At 42.8% G+C, this 22,689-nt stretch carries 12 protein-coding genes; 4 read left to right on the forward strand and 8 right to left on the reverse strand.

Annotation, left to right across the window (positions count from 1 at the left end; genetic code table 11):
- Nucleotides 1-129: 129 nt before the first annotated feature.
- From BQ7997_RS19685 to BQ7997_RS19700, 4 genes are read left to right on the forward strand one after another with little or no spacing between them, the layout of a single operon-like run.
- Nucleotides 130-4,275, forward strand: a complete 4,146-nt coding sequence (locus tag BQ7997_RS19685) for a hybrid sensor histidine kinase/response regulator transcription factor (RefSeq protein ID WP_073347746.1) — start codon at nt 130-132, stop codon at nt 4,273-4,275.
- A 48-nt stretch (nt 4,276-4,323) separates the two neighbouring features.
- A complete protein-coding gene (gene truA / locus BQ7997_RS19690) occupies nt 4,324-5,085 on the forward strand; it encodes a tRNA pseudouridine(38-40) synthase TruA (RefSeq protein WP_073348468.1) in 762 nt (253 codons plus the stop codon).
- Between the two features lie 30 nt (nt 5,086-5,115).
- On the forward strand, nt 5,116-6,015 hold the full coding sequence (locus BQ7997_RS19695; RefSeq protein ID WP_073347747.1) for a DMT family transporter: 900 nt from the start codon (nt 5,116-5,118) through the stop codon (nt 6,013-6,015).
- A 7-nt stretch (nt 6,016-6,022) separates the two neighbouring features.
- Nucleotides 6,023-6,673, forward strand: a complete 651-nt coding sequence (locus BQ7997_RS19700) for a DUF3256 family protein (RefSeq protein ID WP_073347748.1) — start codon at nt 6,023-6,025, stop codon at nt 6,671-6,673.
- 27 nt (nt 6,674-6,700) lie between these two features.
- Here BQ7997_RS19700 and BQ7997_RS19705 read toward each other — a convergent pair whose 3' ends face one another.
- The 8 genes from BQ7997_RS19705 to BQ7997_RS19740 form a co-directional block, all read right to left on the reverse strand.
- A complete protein-coding gene (locus BQ7997_RS19705; RefSeq protein WP_073347749.1) occupies nt 6,701-7,789 on the reverse strand; it encodes a phosphotransferase enzyme family protein in 1,089 nt (362 codons plus the stop codon).
- A gap of 29 nt (nt 7,790-7,818) precedes the next feature.
- Nucleotides 7,819-11,160, reverse strand: a complete 3,342-nt coding sequence (locus tag BQ7997_RS19710; protein ID WP_097677840.1) for a glycoside hydrolase family 2 TIM barrel-domain containing protein — start codon at nt 11,158-11,160, stop codon at nt 7,819-7,821.
- A 71-nt stretch (nt 11,161-11,231) separates the two neighbouring features.
- On the reverse strand, nt 11,232-12,122 hold the full coding sequence (locus BQ7997_RS19715) for a YitT family protein (protein ID WP_022140453.1): 891 nt from the start codon (nt 12,120-12,122) through the stop codon (nt 11,232-11,234).
- A gap of 116 nt (nt 12,123-12,238) precedes the next feature.
- Nucleotides 12,239-13,651 carry a Gfo/Idh/MocA family protein gene (locus BQ7997_RS19720; protein WP_394333747.1) on the reverse strand — a complete coding sequence of 471 codons (1,413 nt, stop codon included), beginning with the start codon at nt 13,649-13,651 and terminating at the stop codon, nt 12,239-12,241.
- Nucleotides 13,652-14,050: 399 nt separating this feature from the next.
- The gene (locus tag BQ7997_RS19725) at nt 14,051-16,435 is read right to left on the reverse strand and encodes a M60 family metallopeptidase (protein WP_073347751.1); all 2,385 of its coding nucleotides are present in this window, start codon (nt 16,433-16,435) and stop codon (nt 14,051-14,053) included.
- 120 nt (nt 16,436-16,555) lie between these two features.
- The gene (locus BQ7997_RS19730; RefSeq protein WP_073347752.1) at nt 16,556-19,261 is read right to left on the reverse strand and encodes a M60 family metallopeptidase; all 2,706 of its coding nucleotides are present in this window, start codon (nt 19,259-19,261) and stop codon (nt 16,556-16,558) included.
- 25 nt (nt 19,262-19,286) lie between these two features.
- Nucleotides 19,287-20,714 carry a DUF1735 domain-containing protein gene (locus BQ7997_RS19735; RefSeq protein WP_073347753.1) on the reverse strand — a complete coding sequence of 476 codons (1,428 nt, stop codon included), beginning with the start codon at nt 20,712-20,714 and terminating at the stop codon, nt 19,287-19,289.
- A 20-nt stretch (nt 20,715-20,734) separates the two neighbouring features.
- Entirely contained in the window at nt 20,735-22,687 is a 1,953-nt protein-coding gene (locus BQ7997_RS19740; RefSeq protein WP_073347754.1) for a RagB/SusD family nutrient uptake outer membrane protein, read from the reverse strand.
- Nucleotides 22,688-22,689 lie beyond the last annotated feature (2 nt).

Genomic DNA, 22,689 nt, shown 5'->3' on the forward strand with positions numbered 1-22,689 from the left:
CTTGTAAAAAAGTTGGCGGGTTTTTGTTCTATTGTGAATTATTTCTAAAAATAAGTGATATATAGTTTAATAGTAATATTAATCAATACCTTTATCGTCCATATCACATAAACAAAATGTAATTAGAATATGCGGAAGGTTTGTTTACTCCTATTGTTACTGTCTCGATTTATTGTCGCCTATCCTGTCGATACCCATTGGGATTTGATACCGGCGGTCATCAAAAATGAAGTTGGAAATAACACTATATATGATATCTGTTATGGGAGCGACGGGTTTATGTGGCTCTCTACAGATAAAGGTATTACCCGTTATGACGGATTCCGGTTTCGGGATTATCCTTTAATAATGAATACGGATTCTCTTTCCATATCCCTTCATCAAACAGTGAAAACTTTTCGTGAAGGTTCAGACGGACTGTATTACGCGTTGCTATTTGAAGGCGGACTAATCGGCTTCGATCCTGTTAGTGAAAAGTATTTGCCATTGAGTTTTGACAAACCCTTCAAGTTGGAAGAGGTGTCGGATTTTTATTGGAGCGGCGGAAAGTTATATTTGGCTACTTTACAGGGATTGTATGAAACCTCAGTTTCCCGTAGGACAGGGAAAAAAGGTGATTTTATATATTGTGTGCTGAGTCCGCAGCCTTTGGTGAAAGGAAAGATAGCTGACCTGTGTACGGACGGGAAGAATAAACTGTATTTTTCTGCGGATGAGAAAAAAGTGATGTCTTATGATATTGCTACGAAGAAGAGTTCTTTGATTAAAGAGTATAATGTAGTCAACAGACTATTCTTGCAAAATGGTTACTTATGGATTTGCGGATTATGGAATGATATTGTCTGTCATGATTTGAAGACACATAAGGAACAGGTGATTTCAATAAATAAGGTTTTACGGACTGAATATTTCAAAAGATACATTACAGATTTGGTCTATAAAAATAGCAGGACTTTTTATCTGGCCACTTGGGACGGATTGTTTAAACTGAGTTTTGAAAACGGGAATTTGTGTGAAAGTCCGTTTACATTGACTCATTTGAGCGGGAATGCCGAGGTATTTCGGCCGGATATTGAAAATAGGATGACTTGTTTGTTGTGGGATGAGCAGCAGCAGATTTTATGGGCAGGTACTTTTGGCGGTGGAATTGCAAAATTTGATATTAGCAATAGTATATATAGCCGGGTGCAGCAGATGTTTAAATCCAGAATAAGCGGGATGATTGAGGATGCCAGGGGATATGTTTGGGTGGCGATGTCCGATGGTGGTATAATGAAGAGTACCGAACCTGTGCTTTCTGTGCATACGAGATTTGAACCTTGGGAGAAGATATCCGAATATTCCGGACGCTATACAATCTTTAAATGCAAGGGGGGACAGATTTGGCTGGGAGGCAGGCAGGGAGAAGTTATTCTTATTCATCCGGTGACGGAGAAGGTGGAGTATTTTCATCTGCAGACGAGTGACGGAAAGGATATACACGCGGCTATTCAGTGTTTCTGCCAGGATTCGCGAAACCGCCTGTGGATAGGTACTTCGGAAGGACTGATGCGGTTTGACCCTAAAGCACGGGCATATAAAAAGATAAATCTTCCCGTCGGAATAGAAAGCATATTTGCCATGAAAGAGGATAAGGAAGGTAATATTTGGATTGGTACGAATAAGGGACTGAAAAGAATTAACACCGAGGATGACCTGGTTCGGGTGGAAGGAGACTATGAAAGAGAGAATGGACTTGCAGAAACGGCTGTACGGACTATCTATGTGAATAACTACAATCAGATTTATGCTGCTTATCTCAATCTCGTAGTCTGTATTGACGGAAGAAAGAGGGATAAGATTGAATCGATATATACTTTGCAAAACGGATTGCCGAACGGACATGTCAGTTGCATGGTGGATGATTATATGGGTAGTATATGGGTGGGGAATAATGTGGGAGTCATGACGATCCGCAACGGTCAGGAGGCTTTCTATAATTATTTGTTAGTGGGCAACTGCAATTCTGTGTGCCGGCTGAACGATGGACGACTGTTATGGTCAAATTCCTGGGGATTGATTTTCTTTGATCCGGCGGCTGTTAAAGCAACAAAAAGGAAGAAACGGGTGACGCTGACAGATATAAAGGTGAATGGAGAAGTCATTTTGGCGGGAGAAAAGCGGAATGGACAGGTGGTTCTTTCCGGAGCTCCGGAAAAGCAGGAAAAACTGGTCTTTTCGAGCCGCAATAATAGTTTTCATTTATATTTTTCGGATTTACGTTACGGGATGGCACAACGCAAAATAGCTTACCGCTTGCTTCCTGTAGATACAGACTGGAAGATGCTGCCACTTGAGGAGGGATTATGGTATAAAGGACTGGCTGCCGGAAAATATACATTGCAGGCGAAACTTGTATTTCCGGACGGGAAAGAGGGTGAGGAGTATCAGATAGACGTGGTGGTGAAAAGTAAATGGTATTACACTGTGTGGGCATATATGGTGTATGTATTGTTGACCGTTTTGCTGTGTTGGTTCCTTTATGCTTACAATAAAAAGAAAGAATTGCACAAACAACTACGCCGTGACAAGGAGATAATGTTACGGGAGAATTTGAATCTGGAAAAAATGAAGCAGGAGCAGAAGCGTGAGAAAGAGGTCATGAGAAAACGTCTACTGATGTTGTTTGTGCAGGAATTGCGCACTCCTCTATCATTGGTTTTTGCCCCGTTGAAAGATTTGCATAGTAAGTTTAAAGGGCAGAACCCATCCCTACAAGTGGCATACCGGAACGCACTTCGTATGTTGGATGCCTGTGACCAGCTATCAGCCATTTATGGTCCGGAGGGATTGGCTGCGAAGCTGGAAGTTGCTTCATATCCGGTAGAAAAGGTAATTGATAGTAACCTTTTTAAGATTCGCGAACTGTTGAAGATTTATCCTATAGATTTCCGTTGTGAGATGAGAATTAGGAAGGAACTGGAATTTTATGTGGATGAAAAGAAGATAGAATTTATTATCCATAATCTGTTGACCAATGCTTTCACCCATACGAATTATACGGGAGTTGTCTCTTTCTCTGTATACGAAACGGTGCGGGATAACTTGACTTATGTCAGCTTGATGGTGACGGATGATGGCAATGACGAAGTAAAAACACTTGAACAACAACTGGGTGAGGATGAGTGGGGTGGTAATGATCTGTCTACCACACAGCTCGGATTTTCTACTGTGCAGCAGATAGTTGAGGCACATCACGGCATGATTTCTTTTGAAAGTTCAGAGGGAAAAGGAACGAAAGTTACGGTGCATCTTCCTACAGATAAGTCTGTCTTTGAAAATGATTCGAATGTCTTGTTTGTTGATCCGGAAGAACTGATGAAGCCGGATATTGTGCCGATAGGGGAAACGGAACAGGAACTGTCGGCAGATAATGAGTTGACAGAGGAAGCATCGGAGCCCGGGATACCGCTACAGCCTGCTGATGCGAAAATAGAACAGTCGCAATTTGCTGCCGATAAGAAAACAATATTGATTGTAGAAGATCATAAAGACATTCGTGTGTATCTGAAGGTGCTGTTGGGCAAAGAGTATAACCTGTTGATGGCAACCAACGGGCAGGAGGGAGTTGACATGGCAATGAAGGAACTTCCCGATTTGATACTCTGTGACGTAATGATGCCGGTGAAGGATGGATTTGCGTGTTGTCGTGAGGTAAAAGAAGGGCTCGAAACTTGTGGCATTCCTTTTATCATTTTGACAGCGAAGGTGGAAGATGAAGATGTTATTCACGGGTTGGAACTGGGAGCGGACGATTATGTACTAAAACCTTTTACTCCCAGCATTTTGATAGCGAAAGTGCGTAATTTGATAAACGGGCGTCAGGCATTGAAGCAGATGTATTCTAAATTATTTATGCTATCGGGAACGGATACGGGTACAGTAAACGACGAAACGGAACAAGTGGTAGAGGAGGTGAAAACGGAAGATCCGTTTATCAATTCTGTTATCAGGATTGTTGAAGAGAATATATGTGAAGCCGACTTTAGCGTGAAGAAACTGGCTTCGGAAATGAATATGAGCCAGCCGACTCTTTATAGAAAAGTAAAGCAGAGTACCGACTATACCATTATAGAACTGATCAGGGGAGTACGTATGCGCCGTGCGGGCGTATTGCTGAAAACGAAACAATATGGTGTGCAGGAAGTGGCGGAAATGGTGGGATACAATGATATTCCTACCTTCAGAAAACATTTTGTAGATGCATTTGGTACTACTCCTTCCACTTATGAATAAAAAAATGACTACTTTTGCACGCGAAAACCCTAAAAAGAAGGAATGAGCGTGCAAAGGTATTTTATTTATTTGGCTTATGACGGAACCAACTATCATGGTTGGCAGATTCAACCGAATGGGATTAGCGTACAGGAATGTTTGATGAAAGCATTGTCTACCTTTCTGCGTCGTGATATAGAAGTGATAGGTGCGGGCAGAACGGATGCGGGAGTGCATGCGTCTTTAATGGTAGCTCATTTTGACCATGAAGAGCTATTGGATACTGATTCTGTCACTGATAAGCTGAATCGTCTGTTACCCCCGGATATTTCCATTTATCGGGTTTGCCGGGTCAGACCGGACGCTCATGCACGCTTTGACGCAACTGCCAGAACGTACAAGTATTATGTAACAACTGCGAAATATCCTTTTAACAGGCAATATCGTTGCCGTGTCTTTAATCCATTGGATTATGAACGCATGAATGAGGCCGCACGTACCCTGTTCGAATATACGGACTTTACAAGTTTCAGCAAACTGCATACGGATGTAAAGACGAATATTTGCCATGTCACTCATGCCGAATGGACACAGGAAGAAGATGCTACTTGGGTGTTTACCATTCGTGCCGACCGCTTTCTGCGGAATATGGTGCGCGCCATAGTGGGAACTCTGATTGAAGTGGGGCGTGGAAAACTATCGGTCGAAGGTTTCCGGCGTATTATAGAACAGAAAGACCGTGGGAAAGCCGGAACATCGGTTCCCGGAAATGCGCTGTTTCTGGTAAATGTAGAATATCCTGCAAGTATATTTGCAAATGGTGAATCGTAAGTAGTAAATTATAAAATAGTAAATCTCCTCATGTGGTTATTATTAGCATTTCTCTCGGCGACTTTGCTGGGATTTTATGATGTATTCAAGAAGAAATCGCTGAAAGATAATGCGGTACTTCCCGTTTTGTTTTTAAACACTTTCTTTTCAAGTCTTATCTTCCTGCCGTTTATTCTGTTTTCTGCATATCAACCGGACTTGTTGGATGGAACGATATTCAATGTTCCGGTTGCGGGCTGGGAACAGCATAAATATATTATCATCAAGTCGTTTATCGTATTGTCCTCATGGATATTCGGTTATTTTGGTATGAAGCATCTGCCCATTACCATCGTAGGCCCTATCAATGCTACTCGTCCGGTGATGGTGCTGGTAGGAGCTATGCTTGTATTTGGCGAGCGACTGAATCTCTACCAATGGATTGGTGTAATGCTGGCTATCGCTTCTTTCTTTATGTTGAGCCGTTCGGGAAAGAAAGAAGGAATTGATTTCAAACATAATAAATGGATCTTCTTTATTGTATTGGCAGCGATAACAGGGGCTATCAGCGGACTGTATGACAAATATCTGATGAAGCAACTGAATCCGATGTTGGTGCAGTCCTGGTACAATGTCTATCAGGTCTTTATCATGTGTCCTATCTTGCTGTTACTTTGGTGGCCGAAAAGAAAGTCCACCACTCCGTTTCGCTGGGACTGGACAATCATTCTGATTTCCATTTTTCTTTCGGCGGCAGACTTTGTCTACTTTTATGCATTAAGCTATGACGACTCCATGATTTCCATCGTTTCGATGGTTCGCCGGGGAAGTGTCATTGTTTCTTTCATTTTCGGAGCCCTTTTCTTCCGTGAAAAGAATTTAAAAAGCAAAGCGATTGACCTTATACTGGTGTTAATCGGAATGATATTCTTATATTTGGGGACTAAATAAGATTGATATGAAAATAAATACACTTTTTATCGCTATATTCTTTTCTGTTGTCGGATTATTTTCCTTGACTTCCCTTCAGGCACAAGAAGCTAAAACCTTGTTTGTGAATATGCCGGATTCTTTGAGTCCCTTATTGACTAAAGTGAATCGGGCGGATTGTGTGGATTTTCTGGAAAGCAAAATGAAGGCACAGGTAGAAAACCGTTTTGGCAAGAAGTCGGAAATGACTGAACTTGGAAAAGACTATATCCGCATGCAAATGTCTTCGCAAACTACATGGCAGATGAAGGTATTGGCATTGAATGATACAACGAACGTGATTTGTACGGTTTCTACTGCTTGCGCTCCGGCTTGTGATAGTAGTATTCGTTTTTATTCGACTGACTGGAAACCTCTTACCGAGTCACAGTTCATTAGTTTGCCTGCAATGAGTGATTTTCTGAATACACCGGATTCGGCAGCTATCTATGACTTTAACGAAGCTAGCCGTTCAGCCGATATACTTTTAATGAAAGCTGATTTCAATAAAGAGAATACAGAGCTGACCGTTACACTTACTACTCCTGACTATATGTCAAAAGAAACGGCGGAAAAACTGAAACCGTTTCTCCGCCGTCCTATTGTGTATCATTGGGAGAATGGAGCTTTTACTAAGTAAACTCTCCACTCTCTCCGTTTTTTATTCTTAGCTCTTTAAGCATTCATTGATAAATGACACCATTTCCGGTGTGTGTGCTTCTACGCTTTGAAGTAATTTGAATTGTGCTTTGGTGCGAACCAGATTATGTTCCGGATATTTAATCTTGTAGTAAGTATCTCCGTTGATATAATCGGCAAGGAAACGTACGCATTGCATATATGGGAATAAAGCCGCAGCATAAGGAAGATTTTCTATCTCAATCGGTGTCAGGAATGACTTGGCACCTTTCAGATAACCTTTCGTAAATGCCTTGAATATTTCCATGTTGAAGTTCACACGGTCGAGGTCTTTGTCATCCTCATCACCAGTGTTGGCTCCTGTACGCAGGAAGTCACCGTAATCGGAGAATATAAAGCTAGGCATCACTGTATCCAGATCGATAACGCAAAGCACTTTACCCTCTTCGTCGAACATCATATTGTTCACTTTCGTATCGCAATGACATACACGTTTCGGTAACTTGCCTTCCCGATACAGACGTTCCGCTTTGCACATTTCGTCTGCACGCTTTTCTATTTCATTCAAAAAGTATTGCACCTCTGCTACTCGTCCGGCAGCGTTGGCAGCAACGGCATCGCGTAACTGTTTCAAACGGAACTCCATATTATGAAAATCGGGGATAGTCTCACCCAAAGTTTCAGGAATATCTGCCAGCATAGCCTGGAAGTTACCGAAAGCTTCTCCAGCATAGTTTGAATATTCGGGATTTACAGTTTCATAAGTCTTGGCACGTGGAATGAATACCATAACACGCCAGTAGTTGTCACCATCGAACCAATAAGTCTTACCTTCTTCTGTTTCAACGAAAGACAGGACTTTACGGTCAATATCCGATTCTCCCGCTTCTGTCAATTTCTTACGTATATGTCCTGTGACAGCGGCAATATTAGATTGAAGCATTTCTACATTCTGAAAGATAGCATGGTTGATGCGTTGCAAAACGTAGTCGGGAGCGTCTGCTTCCTTCGTGTTTACTTTGTAAGTGTCATTGATAAGTCCTGCTCCCAACGGCTTGATTTCTTCTACCGTGCCTTGGACTTTGAATTTAGCTACAATGCTAGATAAATCTTTCATGGGTCTTTTCTTTAAAATTTATACTAAGGTTATTGATAATCGTATTTGGCTGCTTCATTAGCCTGACCGGCCGAACGGACGGGAACCAGTGTGAATCCCCAGTTGTATTCACGGTTGGCAGGGATTTGATGGAAAGGTTCCGGACGTGCTCCCCAACTGTCATAGCCACCGACTCCCTGTTGCTTCATATCCACGCAAACTTCCACAAAATCTCTTGGAGTAATGTCATTAACGTGATGCATTCTTCGTAATACGTTGCGGGCAGCTTTCTCGTCATGATTGGCAACCTCTTCCGGGCTGAAGTTATTCCATTGATAAGGGTGGGGCAGAGCTTCTTCCGAGTCGAAGTCTTCGATGGAGTTGCGCAAAGCATTGAACCCGATAAGACTGTCGGCTACAATAGCCAGTCCGTTCCCTTTATCGGGTGACAAGGCAATCCAGCGGGTATCCGTACGATGTCCGTTTTCCTGCGGGCGAACGTAGTTGAAATACATCTTGTCTGCTGTTGTTTTATATACGCCAACAAGAGTACCATGATTACGGTCGATATAATTCTCTTCCGGGCCGCGACCGAAGTACTGTACATTATTCATCTGAGCCGGCAGGCGGAAACGTACGCCGATACGGGGAACTTCCAGTTTGGAAGCAGCTTTGCGGGCAGCGTCACTTCCGGGAGTGAAGGTAGCTGTACGGGTAGCTTCGGAAACTTCTGTTTCGGCAGCTTGCATATCTGTTGAAGTAAATTTGGCGTTTACATTCACCACTCCGCTCGGATAAATCTTATAAGTAACGACATAGAGATTACCGGCAGCCAATAAATAAGTTACTTTCAATGAAACGACTTTATTGTCCGTAGTCATGCCGGCATCCGTCACATGGAAATTCTTACTTGATTGTTTCCAGACTTGCAGGCGTTTGGGAGCGCCGTTTCCGTAATCATTATCGTTGGGAGCACGCCAGAAGTTAGGTTGAATTCCAAATCCGTCTTTGAAGTATTCTGTTCCGTCTACTTTGTAAGAAGTAACCAATCCACTTTTCTTGTTAAATACAAAGTTCACTTTTGAAGACGACACTATCAGTTCATCTCCTTGTGTAGATGTACTTAATGCAGGACCGCTGACTTTATATGTTCCTTTCTCTGCCTGGATAGGAAGCTGGAACTGGTCGTATGCAATTTCATATCCCACAGGAATCAGAGGTTCCGGTTCTGTAGTTGTCACACTGAAGTTGACAAAATATTCAGTTCCCGGCTGGGCCTTCAAACCATTTACCGGCACTGTAAACTCTTTGGATGCTTGCGGAGCGATATCCAAGGATACTTTTCCACCTCTTATGTTCTTACCGTTAGCAACGACATTATAATGAATCTGATATTTTTTCAGATTGGTAAAGTAGAAGCGGTTGGTAATTTTGAATTTACCGGACGCAGCATCTGTTGCTTCAAAGCCTACATTCTGGTGTACATACTTCACTTCAGCCATTGCCGGATGAGGACCGCGGTCGGGATTTACAAGACCGTTGCAAAGGAAGTTACCGTCACTAGGCGCATCTACACCGAAGTCACCGCCGTAAGCCCAATATTCTCTTCCGTTCTTGTCTTTCTGAAGGATACCTTGATCCACCCAGTCCCAAATATATCCTCCTTGTAGATTGGGATACTTGTAGATAGCCTGCCATTGTCCCCACAGGTTTCCCGTAGAGTTACCCATAGCGTGTGCGTATTCGGAGGGAGCTATAGGACGGTCGCTGCCGTTCTTGCCTATATTCTCCAGCCAGTCGGCGCCCGGATATTGGGGAACATACATGTCGGAGTTCCATTCCCATTGCGCACGTTCATAGTTTACAGGGCGTGCCATGATATTTTTGTCTGCTTCTTTCACCCACAGGTACGTCTGGTAGAAGTTATATCCGTTTCCGGCTTCATTACCCAATGACCAGAAAGTTACACTGGGATAATTCTTGTTGCGTTCAAACATATTAATGGTACGATCCATATGTGGTTTCAGCCATTCCGGGTTGTTACCCAATGAGCCGCCTTTGCGCAGGTCATAATACATTCCGTGGCTTTCGATGTTAGCCTCATCATATACATAAAGTCCATATTCATCGCAGAGTTCGTAGAAACGGCGGTCTTGCGGATAGTGGCAGAGACGTACACTGTTTAAGTTGTGCTGTTTCATCAGCTCAAAATCACGACGCATCAGTTCTTCTGTTACATAGTGTCCTGTTGCCGGATTGTGCTCATGGATATTTACGCCTTTCAGTTTCAATGGCTGTCCGTTGATGAATAAGCAAACATATGGTTTGCCGTTAGCAGCTTTCTGTTCGATTGGTTTGATTTCAATGCGACGGAAACCGACATTGAAAGGAATGATTTCATTTACTTTTCCGTTTTCTTTTACCGTCATCAGTAATTTATACAGGTTCGGATGTTCCGATGTCCATGTATTTATGTTAGCCAGTTTTTTATCGAAAGAGAGTGTACGTACTTCATCGGCAGGGATATAAGCTGTTTTCTCTTCGGTAGCGATAATTTTTCCTTGGGCGTCCAATAACTCGTAAACTAATGTAAGATTGGCTGCTTCTTTTTTATGGTTCCTCAAGTCTGCGTTCAGGTCGAAAATACCATTCTTGTAACTGTCATCCAAGGTTGATGTTACTCTGAAGTCCTTAAGGGCAGCTTTAGGTTGTGAATAGACAAACACATCACGTTCAATACCGCTGATACGCCAGAAGTCCTGACATTCAAGATAAGAACCTGTGCTCCAGCGGAAGATTTTCAGGGTCAGTACATTCTTGCCCGGTTTCACGTATTTGTTTATCAGAAATTCGGCAGGATTCTTGGAATCCTCGCTATATCCTACTTCCTTGCCGTTGATATAAACATATACGCCTGACTTGGCTCCTGCCAGATGCAGGTAAATATCACGTCCGTCCCAGTCGGCAGGGATATCGATGTCACGGCGGTATACACCTACGGGATTAGCTTCCGGTAGGAGTGGGGGCTGCGGATTGCGCGCCTTGAACTCGTAGCCGTGATTCGTATAGATGGCTACTCCATGTCCCTGTACTTCCCAGTTGCCGGGTACCTGAATATCATACCATGATTCCGTACTGGTGTCCGGGTCGGTAATGTTGGCGGGAAGGTTCTTGTAAGAATCTACAAAGTAAAACTTCCATGTTCCGTTTAGTAACCGGTAGTATTTGCTCCGTTCAAATTTGCCGCTCATGGCATCGTCCCGGTTGTCATACGTCATAAACGAAGAACGGGGATACTCTTTGTTGACTGCTACTACCTGCACATCTTGCCAATAAGGCTTTTTCGCATTATCAGCTATGGCATTGGTTGTTACCAGGGAAAATATTCCCATAAAAATGTTAGTTAATAAGAGGGGGTACGATCGAAATTTCATGTTTTTCAATATTGGTTTCTCATTCTTTTTTATTTCACTTTGATATGGTCAAATCCTTCTCCGTAAACTCCGATGACAGCACTTTGCGATACAAAAGCTTTCGGGTCGATGTCTTTAATCAGCCGGAAGATAATGGTAGATTCCCGTTTCTTGGCCAATACAAACATCATTTTCTGTTCTCGTCCGGTGTAGAACCCCGTTGCATTGATAATTGTAACTCCCCGGTGCGGATATTCGTTGATTCGTTTTCCTATTTCCTGATATTTATTGGATATAATGAAAAACTGTACGGACTGCCGGGCGCTATTCACTACCTGATCGAGTACGAAGCTACAAATATAAAGAGTTGCGAATCCATACACTACTTTTTCCCAGTCTTTTAAGACAAAATAACTGGATACTATAATAATCATATCACAAATTAATACAACTCTCCCTAGTGTGATATCCCGGTATTTGTTGATAATGGCCGCGATAATATCAGTACCGCCGGTACTTCCGTTGGCCGAAAAGGCAACCCCGATGCCACCGCCACAGAAGGATGCTCCGATAACGCATGCCATAAAAGGCTGGTCGTGAAGAAGGCTGATACCTGCCGCCAATTTCTGTATCACAGATAAGAAAAAGGTCAGGGTGAATACTCCGAAAATAGTTTTGATGCAGAATTTCAAACCGAGGAGTTTGAGAGCCAGTAACAGCAGGAAGAAGTTGATAGTAAAATACGTATATTGCACAGGGAAGCCGGTAGCCCAATATACGATAGAAGCAATACCCGGTACTCCCCCGGTAGTGATATCATTAGGAAGCAGGAAAACTGTCCAGCCGATACCGTATAAAATCATGCCGATGGCAATCATTACATAATCTTTGGCTTCGCGGATAATGCTTTGCTTGGAAGGCCTTGGAATAGCTGTTTTCATAAATGTGATTATGATGTTCTATAAAATGTTCAAACACGAACCTATGAATAATCCGGCTTTGGGGGAAAGCCGGATTGCTTCACAGTGTTCGTGTAAAAAAGTACAATACTATTTTATTATTTTACAAAAGCATGACGGTAACCTTTTACCTTATTCCATCCGCCGCGGGTGAAATCGGGCACTTCAACCGGAGCTGAATTGTTTTCGATAGAAAGGCGGGTAAGCTCAGCCATACAGCACCATTCTGCAAGGTCGTAAACGTCCATATCCAATGGCAGACCATTCTGCAGGCAGTATGCCAGGCGATAATCCATGATAAAGTCCATACCACCGTGACCACCTACTTTCTTGGCAGTCTCTTCCAGCTCTTTGTGAATCGGGTGTTTGTATTTATCCATCAAGGCTTTTCTTACATCAGCAGGTACGGAACCGTGCGCGTTCAGATTTTCGTGATTAGGAACATCGTCAGAGTCAACTTGTGAAGGTCTTAAACAATATTCTTCAATCGGATACTTGCTTGCGTAACCGTCGGCTCCCACAATCTGATACATGCGGCTGTATGGACGCGGAGTCATTACATTGTGCTGGATCAACATAGTCTTACCGTTTTCCGTGCGGATCAATGTTGAAGTCTGGTCACCGTTCTGGAAGTCTTTCACTTCTTCTCCTGTCTGTTTTTTGATATAAGCCGGACCGTTAACAGCTTTTGTATCCATTGCCACTAAAGTTTTCATGCGGTCGCCACGGTGGATGTCAAGTAATTGGCAAGCCGGGCCCATGCCGTGAGTGGCATATACATCACCACGATGCTTTTGGTTGTAATCCATACGCCAATTGTTCCAGTATGCACCCCAGAAGTCTTCCAAATTGTGGATATATGAACCTTCTACATGGAGCACTTCTCCGAAGACACCTTGCTGTGCCATATTCAAAGAAGTCAGTTCAAAGAAGTCATATACACAGTTTTCAAGTTGCATACAGTGCTTACGGGTCTTTTCAGACGTATTGATTAATTGCCAGATTTCATCCAATGTCATGGCTGCAGGCACTTCGATAGCTACGTGCTTGCCGTGTTCCATGGCATAAACACCCATTTCCGCATGGTGCTTCCAGTCGGTTGCTATATATACAAGGTCGATATCATCCTGTTCGCAGAGTTTTTTCCATGCATCTTCCGAACCGCTGTAAGATGCCGCTTCCGGCAGTCCTGCATTTTTCAAAATTTCCTGTGATTTTTCTACACGTTCAGGAGTCAGATCGCATAAAGCGACAATTTTAGTTCCCGGGATATGCGTCCATCGTGCCACAGCACCGGGACCACGCATTCCCAATCCGATGAAACCGACACGTACGGTATCAATTTTGGGAGCAACAAGTTGGATTACATCCTCTTGACCGGCAGGGCGGGCAGGGGTTTCTACTTTGATCGGTGCAAAAGCTTCCTGAGCTTTTTGCGGAGATGTGCAGCTTGTATGGCAGGTTAACAAAGTAAGACCGATAGCTGCGACTGTAAATAGCTTTTTCATCATAATTTTATGTTTTTAATAGGGGGTTATTTGTCGTTTTTCATTTAGTTGTCAAAAGTAGTAATTAATAGTCAATTCTGTATGTTTGTCACAGATATTTTTACTATAAATTCATATTTCGGGTAGAAAATGAGTTCTACTTTTCTCATTGGTTTCATCTTGGCTTAATGTGTTTGAGTTATGACGGTGATATTTCTTATATACGACATAAATACACATCGTAAAGGGTACTCCCCTATGATATAACGATTTATTTAGCATTTCTTAATATTTGAGTTTACGGTTATTCTTTGAACGTATTCAAATATAAGACACGTTACTAAAGCATTCTCCTAGGATATAAGTCATCTTTTTGTATTACTTAACTTTTCGCATGAATGCAATCATTTGTATCCGGATAACTCATTCTTCCAAATTAATACGTTTTCCATCAGCCTGTACAGCGTATAACTTGGCATACGTCAGCGATACCGCCAGTGGAATCTCGAACTTGGTGAAAGTAGAAAAATAGAGTAGTTTTCCATTAGCGTCTTTTTCCCTGAGTTCGAAGGCTACTGCTTCATCTCCGTTGGTGATAGTCACTTCCCGTCCGTTGATATGTCCTTTTATATCTTTAGTGATAGGTCGTATCGTTTGGAACTGCGTGTAGTAACCCACATCCGGTGGAGTAGTGTCCAGTCCCTCATCACCTGCTTTCCGGTCTTCCAGATAGTAGAACGGCTTGGCTTTCTTCGGATATTTAGCCATAGCTTGTTTGGTTTCCTTAATCATATTCTCCGTCACGGTATATTGGTAGCTGCCATATTGGTCTAATTGTGTATCTACCGGTACAAAGAATCCCCACATTTCAAAAAACTCGGTCAGGTCTTCCTGTGCCGCTTCACAGGCCATCCGGGCAAACAGAAGTTGTTTGACTCCCGGATTATTGGAAGCAGTACGATTTTCGCGCATGAGTTTGAACAACCTTTGCCAGAAATCAGGTTTGTGTCCGCAGCGGTGATAGTAGTTCCATAGCTGCCAGTTCATACGCATATGTAGTTCTGTATTTTCTCCCTGATAATTGCTGCCGAAGTTGCACCAAGGGCGGTTGAGTACACAATGGGCTTCCGAAAGGGTCATTTTCGTAATATTTCCGTTAGAGTCGGTAGTACGGTTGTCTGCTGCTTTGGGGAGATTTAATTCCGTGCCACGAGAGCAATATTTACCTAGTTTATATAGGATGAAGTTTGAAAACAGATTATTGGATGATTCGGTGGAACTCGGCCAGTCAATTGCCAGTTGGTGAATATGCCCGATTTCATGTGCGGGTCCCCAAGCATTGTCTTTGGCACTCATTACATTATCATATAACAGGATATTCTGCAGGTAGGTATATACAAATGCGATGCGATAATCTGATGCCCACATATAAGCGCCTTCGGGTGAAATAGCAAACAAATGATTGTTTACCTGAGCGGGCCGCACATCTTCAATACCCATCAACTCCTGTTCCCAACCGATGATGTTGTCCCACAGGTTGATGGCGGATAATATTTCATCTTTTACGAATTCGCGAAGTTTATCTCGGTGGAAATAAAAGATAATCTTATCACCACGCACCCCGAAATACTTGTCTGTGGCTTTGGATAACAACTCTGCATATTTGGCATCTGTCTTATGTTCTTTCAGGTCAAAAAAGCCGCTGACCGTTCCGCTCCCTAACGGGATATGTATTTTTATCGGTTTCGGATTACTGGTCAGGTCACAGTTGTACATGACAAACAATTGTCCTTTGTTACGCATTTTGAACTTGTTGATGCCCGGTTCCAGGTAATAAACATCCCCCGAAGCGGCAGTCTGTACATATTCCTTTGCTTCCCCAAAGTTTGTTTTTTCTTCTCCCACACATTGTAGTGAAACTTCGCGTCCATAAGTGTCGCCGACGAGAACGATAATTTCATTGTCTTTTTCCACAGCAATTCCGGTTAGGTTGTCCAGGCTGCTGTAATGCTTGGTCATTAACTTTTCCGCCCATTCGTTGACATTGCTATAGGCATTGTATTTGCGGATACGGAATTCTTTCTCCCATTCGTCATAAGAATCATTTTTTAGCGCTTCGGCTATATGTATGAAATATTTGTTGGGTAACTTATTGATTTCTTTATCTGTAACATCAGGCTTCAATTCGCTGCAAGTAATATCTTTAAATACAGTCAGCAATTTGCCTTCTAATGTCTTGTCTGTATTTTTCTGGAAAAAATGCATTTCATCGCAACTTACAAAGTTGCCAAGCCCGCTTTTTACAACGAATTTTACTCCTGTAGCTTTTATGCCTTCCTTGAAAACGATCCTACTCGGATCATTCTTCATTTTGAAGTCATAAGTTCCTTGTAATGTATAATTCTTTCTGGCGGAGTCGGTAGAGGTATACACTTCTACTTCACCAAAATTACCATTGCCGGAGCGGGTATAATAGATAAAGTAATTGATTTCCATATCTCCTTTGAAGAAATACTCCAAAGTAACCGGGAAGGAGGTGTTGCTCCATGAGCTATGGTAATGGGATTCGGAGGTTCCTATAGTAAATTTACCGTCATAAGATTTGTCTATGTCAGAACCCGGTTGGCATTCACTGGCTTTTCCACCGACCGGGATAATTTGGATATCCTCGGGGAGTGTTATCTCTTTAATTTCTTCCTCTTCAAAATTGGGAGAAGGTGGAATCAGTGTTTTATCGCTGGAAGAACAGGCGTGAAGTATACTTCCGCAGAGAAAAATACTTAATAAGTTCGTAGTTATGTTTTTCATGTCATTAATATGTTAGCGGTTGATAAAAGAAGAGGAAATACCACAAAAGTCTATCTATTATGATATAACAATATCGTATAAATAGTTTTTGTAGTATTTCCTCTCTTTATAGTGATTAACTTACTTCTTTTCCATCAGTATGCGTGCTCCGTCTGCTTGTACGGCGTAAATGCCGCAACCTGCTATAGAGACGGTGCGCGGAACAAAGAATTCGAAAGAATTGGAGAAGTAAACCACATCACCCATAATCTTTTCCCCGTTGCTGCCGGTTTCTTGTTTTCTAACTTCAAAGGCTACCGCTTGTTCTCCGTTGCTGACACTGATTGCTTTTCCTTGTGTGGAAGCTTTTTCTGTGTAAGTCGGAGTCTTGCTTATCTTTACATTATCTTTGAATGTAGTATAGTAACCTACATTACCTACCTCCTTGAAGCGATAATCACCTTCAGGGAAGAATTCCTGCTTACGGTCTTCGATATACTGGATCGGAGCGGCTTTCGGATAATTTTTGTTCTTGATATACTGCTTGGTTTCTGCGATCATAGATTTGCTAACCGTATATTCAAACGTACCATACTGATTGATAGATTCACTTACAGGTTTGAAGAATCCCCATGTTTCGAAGAATTCCGTCAAGTCTTCCTGTGTGGCATCACATACCGCTTTTACAAATGCCATTTGACGTCTGCCCGGGTCGCTTTCCGGAATATTCTTGTATGTTGTACGCATGATTTCAAATATTCTCGGCCAAATAGTCGGATTCTCTGCAGTTCCCTTACATAATTCGTAATATATCCAAAGTTGCCAGTTCATACGCATATGCACCTCGGTATCTTCGTTTTGGTGTGTAGAACTGCCCATATTATACCATGCGCGTCCGTCTCCATAAACCGATTTTGCCATATAGTCCAGACCGCGTCCACGTGATTTGTACTTGCCTAGACGGTAGATGACGTAGTTGGAGAACAAGTTGTTGCTTGATTCCGTAGAACCCGGCCAGTTGATGGCATATTGATGAACGTGTCCCATTTCGTGTGCCGGTCCCCATGCGTTATCTTCTGCTGCCATTACGTTGTCATAGAGCAGAATGTTTTTCAGGTAGGTGTAAACGAAAGCTACGCGGTAGTCTGATGCCCACATGTAGCTTCCTTCCGGAGATATGGAAAACATATGGTTATTGTAATATCCGTCTTGACGGTATTTCTCAACCCCACTCATTTCCTGTTCCCATTTCAGAATATCATCCCAAAGATGAATTGCAGACAAGATTTCTGTAGGCGCTGCATCCAGCATTTTGAGACGGTGGAAGTAGAACATCATCCGTTCGCCGCGCACACAGAAATATTTGTGGGTTGCTTTGCTCAACAATTCCGCATATTTGGCATCCGTCTTATGCTCTTTCAGGTCGAAGAAACCATTGACAATACCACGTCCCAGTGGAATATGGATTTTGACCGGAGCCGGATTCTGCTTCAATCCTTCTCCTTGCACATTGTACATGATAAAGAGCTGTCCTTGTCCATTCATCTTCAACATATTCACGCCCTCTACTAATGAGTATTTATCTCCGCTGGCTGCTGTTTGTACGTAGTTTTGCGCGTTCGGGTCCTGATGGTCGAAGTCTTGCTTGACTCCACCCTCTTCCCATATACATTGCAGTGAAACTTGCTGTCCTTCAGGTATTGCACCGACCAAAACCATCAGTTCCTCGTCCTTTTTCACATAGATACCCGTCGGGTTATCCAAATCTGAATATTTCTTAGTCTGTATGCGGTTAGCCCAATAATTATTGTTGCTATATGCTTCATACTCCCGGATACGGAAATTTTTCTCCCATTCATCGTACGTATTGTTTTGGAGTGCTTTAGCTACGCGTTTCAGGGTATTGCTGGTCAATGCTTCGATTGCTTCATTGGTAACGTCGGGTTTCAGCTCAGAACAAGTAAGGTCTGTAAAGACATTCAGTATAGGAGCATTCATGTCGCGATAGTTAGTCTTTTCATAGAATTCCATTTCCCCGCAACTTACAAAGCCTCCTAATCCACTTTGAATTGTGAATTTTACTTTATCAGCTATAATACCTTTAGTCAGAATACCGCTAATTCCATTGATTGTACCTCCGGCAAACTTGAAGTCAAAGCTTCCGACATCCACATAATTTTGTTCGTTGTCCGCTTTGCCGGCAGGTAGTACACTGACGCTGAACTCCCCGAAGTTTCCATTTCCATTTCTCGGATAATAGATAAAGTAGTCAATCTGCTTATTGGGATCAACAGTGTATGTAATGTGGAATGGGAAGTTGGTTTCTCCCCATGGCGAGTGGAAATGATTTCCGTCAGGTTGTGTCAGGGCAGGGTCCTTTACTCCATCGAATGTTTTTTCGATGTTCCAGCCTTCTCCTTGACTTGCGTCTGCGATAGCGCTGATGATAGGAACTCTGGTGTCATTCTTAAACTGAACGTCATTAATACCATATTGTGTCAGGGTAATAGTATAGTTGGCATCAACAACTTCTGATGTGACAGTGACTTTGGCAGTACGTTCGTTTGTCAATTTGCTGTCCAGAACAGATAAAATTATTTCATCTTTTTGCTGGAATGCAGTTACCCATTTCTGATTGGAATTTACAGACCACTCACTTACACGCATGTTAGTCTTTACGGGTATTGAGATTGTTGTGCTGCGGAAGTCGATTTCTTTGTTCAGTTCGCTTCCGTCAATTTCAAATTGCTTGGCTACAAGTTCTTCTTCGTCGTCTTTACAGCCGGTGTAAACGGTCATGGTAAAGAGACATAAGAGGAAAGTCAGATAATTGTATATATGTTTCATAAATAGTTGACTTTAATGGTTAATTTTAATTTGCCCATATTTTAAGTTCGGCCATACCCCAGCAACCGCCTGCAGTGCCTGTTCCGTCTACCGGTTCATTTCCTGTTTTAACGGCTATTCTTATATATTTAAATGGCTGGGAGGAAACAAACACTTTGGATGAGTATTTTTTGTGTGCTTCATATCGTGCTGGAACACCTGAAACATCACCTAGTTTGAACCATGTAGCGGATTCGCTATTTGTTGTAACTTCATCATCGTTGGAAGCCCAGAGTGATATATCTTGTGGATTGGTATTACCACCTCCTCTGGTTATGTATTCAAACATGACGGAGTGTACCTCTTTGCCTATTCTAACATCTAATGGAGTACCATAAGTTGTATTTCCGGTAATTGCCCAATACTGAGTTTCAAAATGAGTCTCATTATTATTGTCAATCAAATTGCCATAATCATTACTGATATGCCAACCATACACATCGAAGAAGCTTTCTGTTGTCAATTCAATTCTGTCAGCTTCCGGATCTAGCGGATATTCCAATATTATATAATGCAACTTCTCACTAACAGAAATCGTTTCTATTTCTGTGATAGGTTTAAGTTTCAAAGGAACTAGATAAGTATATCCTTTGGCTAATCCGGCTCGTTTGATTCTTATCGCAGCCGCAGCTTCGTTATTACCTGCTTCGAATACACCTTCATTGATATTTACGATTGCCGCTTCGGGAGTCATCAGGTAAGCGGTGCCATTAGCTGTGTTATATGCATTTAATGCCTCATCGCTTCGGTCTACTTCTATTTGAGCGGTGAAATTCCACGTATTCTGTACGCCTGATACCATAGCCATTCCTGCTTCAAACGCCCATTCGTCTCCTGTTACAGTGTTCAAATTAACCATTTGACTTCCTTTCTTGAAATAAATGCTCAACTTGGTGACATTCAGTTTCAATATCAAATCTTTTTTGTCTTGGTTGACTTGGTCGTTCGGACTGCTGAGACGGAAAGGAATGATATACACATAATTGGGATTTTCGTCCTTTGTTTCGGCTATTTCCTCCAAAATTTTGGCAGGAGACAATTTCATCTTCACCTGTTTATAAGCGTCGGCAGAAGTAAGTTCGAGTGGTTCAGACTTGTAAGTATAACAAGCAGATGATAGTACCTTGTAATTATTTCCTTGGTAACGTGCGTCTTTGTCAACTTCAGCTTGCGACATGATTTTTACTTGTGCCTGTGCGGTAGCCGCCGGGTTACTTCCGGTTTTTACGACAGTCAGTGAATAGTCTACCTGTGATCCGTCGTCAAAGAGCTCTATAGTCTGTTGACCATAGGTTTTCAGATAGAGAATTTTGTCATATTGCTCAGGGATCAAGTCTTCGTAGCTGTCTTCCTTACAGCCTCCGAGTGCAGTGATTGCTCCCAAGAAAAGGAATGAATATATTAATTTCTTCATATTTGTATACTTGTTTAAGATTAATATTCCGGTGCTTGAACCATCTGTGTGTTTTTATACACTTCGTTCACGAATACCGGAGCCAGATACATACGATTCTCCCATTTGAAATCCTGTTGTACGGCAACAGGTTGGTTCAATTCTTCGAAAGAAGGATTTTCCAACTTTTCTATATTGAGTCCTTTGCGTACACCGGCAGCAAACGCTTGCGGAGCGGTCATCCAACGACGGGCATCATAGTAGCGGTGACCTTCACCATACAATTCAATAAAACGTTCGTTGCGTACCCATTCTACTAAGGACATTCCTGATGCTTCGATTATTTCGTGTGTCAATTCAGGAATACCGGCACGGCGGCGAATCACATTCAAATACTTCAATGCGCTGGTTTCATCCGGATTGTCTTTGGACGCATAACATTCTGCCAGGTTCAGATAAAGTTCCGCCAGACGGATGAGCGTAGCGGGATAATCTTTCTGGTCAAGGTTTCCGTACTGTGTCCAGTTAGTGTTCGGACGGATGAATTTCTTGCAGAGATAACCGGTTACGCAGTAGTTACGTGCACTGTTACCTGTGACGCTTTTTCCTTGCTTGGCAGGATCCTTCAGATTGATTTCCAATGGTTCGCCGTTGTTTAACTTCACAGCATACTGGTCGCCGTCAAATGCAATCCACGCATAAAAACGGGGTTCGCGGTTGGAGTTAAGACGAATGATGTCGCCCTTGTAAGGCTCATACCATGTATCTTCTGCCGCAAAAGTGCCTTGTTCGGCAGCGATGCGAGGTAAGATACCGTCTTTCGTATAGAATTTTTCTACGGCATTGAGGTAGGGTGATATGCCGCTATATCCGTCGTTCCAGTAAGTACCATTGTTCTGTTTACTGCAATGCAGGGGCAAGCAAGCCAATTTTTGGTTGTAAGTATCCGTTCCTGCCACTCCCCAAATCATTTCCTTGTTTCCGTCAGAGTAGCGTGTCGTTACGATGTAACGCATCAGCATGATACGTTTCTTGAATTCGTCTGTAAATGCGTCATTGTCTACCGGTGCTTTCAATTTCTTGAAAGGATCACCTAGCTGGTCATTACTGATCAGATTATCACAGGCAGTAATACCCATTAGTGCGTTTCCACCGTCGCCTTCCGCCCATTCCAATGCATCTTTACAAGCGGTCAGTGCGCGTTCCCATTTATCAGGGTCGTAAGTCCTGCTCACGAGTTCATATCCATATCCCGGTGTAGTATATTTTTCATTTTTCCATTCGGGGAAAGGGAATTGACCGTTCCATAGCGGAGAAGCCGCATAGAGCAGTATACGAGCCTTGATAGCTTTGGCTATGGTAGAAGTGGCACGTCCCCATTCGTCTCCCACACGGGATGCCGGAAGGTCTTCTGCCGCTTTGTCGAGCTTCATGCAAATCCAGCTCACTACATAGTCGAAGTGTGAACGACCGTTATATTCGTTGGAAGGCGTATCCATATCGATATATGAGTCGGTGATGGGAATCGGGCCGTAATACTCCAGCAAGCGGTAGTGATAGTAGGCGATTAGGAAATTCGCTTCTGCGCTCCATTCCTTTTTCAGCACGTCGGATATGCCTTGTGCGTTCTCCAATTGCGAGAGGAACAAATGGCACTGGCCGATATAGCGGTAGAACGTACCCCATTTCCATGCAGAGGCATTGCCGGGCGTAGCGAGCCCCCATGCCACCTTCTGTCCGTCGTGGCTCCATAGTGGAGGCAAGGCATATTCATCTGTTGATGCTTCTACTCCTGTATATTGCCAGGGGAAGAAGTCTTTAATACCGGCATAGCAGGAATATAAGAAACCTTTAGTCGATTCCGGCGTTTTAGTGGCATCTTTCAGTCCGGCTTGTTCGGGAGGAACAACGTCCAGATAGTCACAAGATGTAAGACAGCAAGCTGCTATCGCGAGCATTCCGCCTATTTTGGTTAATGTATCTTTCAGTCTCATAT

Source organism: Bacteroides congonensis (genome assembly GCF_900130125.1).
GTDB lineage: Bacteria > Bacteroidota > Bacteroidia > Bacteroidales > Bacteroidaceae > Bacteroides > Bacteroides congonensis.

Coding starts and splice junctions, on each gene's coding strand:
- BQ7997_RS19730 (WP_073347752.1), bottom strand. CDS start 19,261: ATGAAACATATATACAATTATCTGACTTTCCTCTTATGTCTCTTTACC.
- BQ7997_RS19735 (WP_073347753.1), bottom strand. CDS start 20,714: ATGAAGAAATTAATATATTCATTCCTTTTCTTGGGAGCAATCACTGCA.
- BQ7997_RS19715 (WP_022140453.1), bottom strand. CDS start 12,122: ATGAAAACAGCTATTCCAAGGCCTTCCAAGCAAAGCATTATCCGCGAA.
- BQ7997_RS19695 (WP_073347747.1), top strand. CDS start 5,116: ATGTGGTTATTATTAGCATTTCTCTCGGCGACTTTGCTGGGATTTTAT.
- BQ7997_RS19725 (WP_073347751.1), bottom strand. CDS start 16,435: ATGAAAAACATAACTACGAACTTATTAAGTATTTTTCTCTGCGGAAGT.
- BQ7997_RS19740 (WP_073347754.1), bottom strand. CDS start 22,687: ATGAGACTGAAAGATACATTAACCAAAATAGGCGGAATGCTCGCGATA.
- BQ7997_RS19700 (WP_073347748.1), top strand. CDS start 6,023: ATGAAAATAAATACACTTTTTATCGCTATATTCTTTTCTGTTGTCGGA.
- BQ7997_RS19685 (WP_073347746.1), top strand. CDS start 130: ATGCGGAAGGTTTGTTTACTCCTATTGTTACTGTCTCGATTTATTGTC.
- BQ7997_RS19710 (WP_097677840.1), bottom strand. CDS start 11,160: ATGGGAATATTTTCCCTGGTAACAACCAATGCCATAGCTGATAATGCG.
- BQ7997_RS19705 (WP_073347749.1), bottom strand. CDS start 7,789: ATGAAAGATTTATCTAGCATTGTAGCTAAATTCAAAGTCCAAGGCACG.
- BQ7997_RS19720 (WP_394333747.1), bottom strand. CDS start 13,651: ATGATGAAAAAGCTATTTACAGTCGCAGCTATCGGTCTTACTTTGTTA.